The organism is Holtiella tumoricola (assembly GCF_027857615.1).
Lineage (GTDB): Bacteria > Bacillota > Clostridia > Lachnospirales > Cellulosilyticaceae > Holtiella > Holtiella tumoricola.
The window spans coordinates 1-643 of sequence record NZ_JAQIFT010000038.1; the positions used below are offsets into that span (position 1 = coordinate 1).

Genomic DNA, 643 nt, shown 5'->3' on the forward strand with positions numbered 1-643 from the left:
CTCAGCCGGGTTTCCCCATTCGGACATCTACGGATCAAAGTTTATTTGCAACTCCCCGTAGCTTTTCGCAGCTTATCACGTCCTTCATCGGCTCTCGGTGCCAAGGCATCCACTCTACGCTCTTAGTAGCTTGACCTATATACAATGATTGTGTCATTGAATATTTGCCTTGTTCTTGTTAAATATAACAGAATAAGTATTTATTTTCGGTTAAATTGTAGATTTAAAATTTATTTAAATCTATCATTTGATTATGTTTAGTTTTCAAAGTACAATGTTGTCCATAAATTGGACAATGGAGACGAAGAGGATCGAACTCTTGACCCCCTGCGTGCAAGGCAGGTGCTCTCCCAGCTGAGCTACGCCCCCAAAATGGGATATTTAATTGTATATCCTATTAATCTTTTCAGATTAAATAGGCCCGAGTGGACTCGAACCACCGACCTCACGCTTATCAGGCGTGCGCTCTAACCACCTGAGCTACGAGCCTATAAATTTGGCAACCACCTACTCTCCCGGTCCGTCTCCAGACAAGTACCATCGGCCGCTTTAGTCTTAACCTACGTGTTCGGTATGGGAACGGGTGTTTCCCTAAAGCGCATCGTCACCAAAAATGGTATGTGTATTAAGTTGTATCTTAAAC

2 tRNA genes and 2 rRNA genes are annotated in these 643 nt (G+C 42.9%); all 4 read right to left on the reverse strand.

What is annotated here, in order from left to right:
* Positions 1-136 (reverse strand): 23S ribosomal RNA (locus tag PBV87_RS08640); the annotation flags it as partial.
* 160 nt (positions 137-296) lie between these two features.
* Positions 297-369: transfer RNA gene (locus PBV87_RS08645), tRNA-Ala, on the reverse strand.
* Between the two features lie 47 nt (positions 370-416).
* Positions 417-490 (reverse strand) — tRNA-Ile (locus PBV87_RS08650).
* A 4-nt stretch (positions 491-494) separates the two neighbouring features.
* Positions 495-612 (reverse strand): 5S ribosomal RNA (gene rrf / locus PBV87_RS08655).
* Positions 613-643 lie beyond the last annotated feature (31 nt).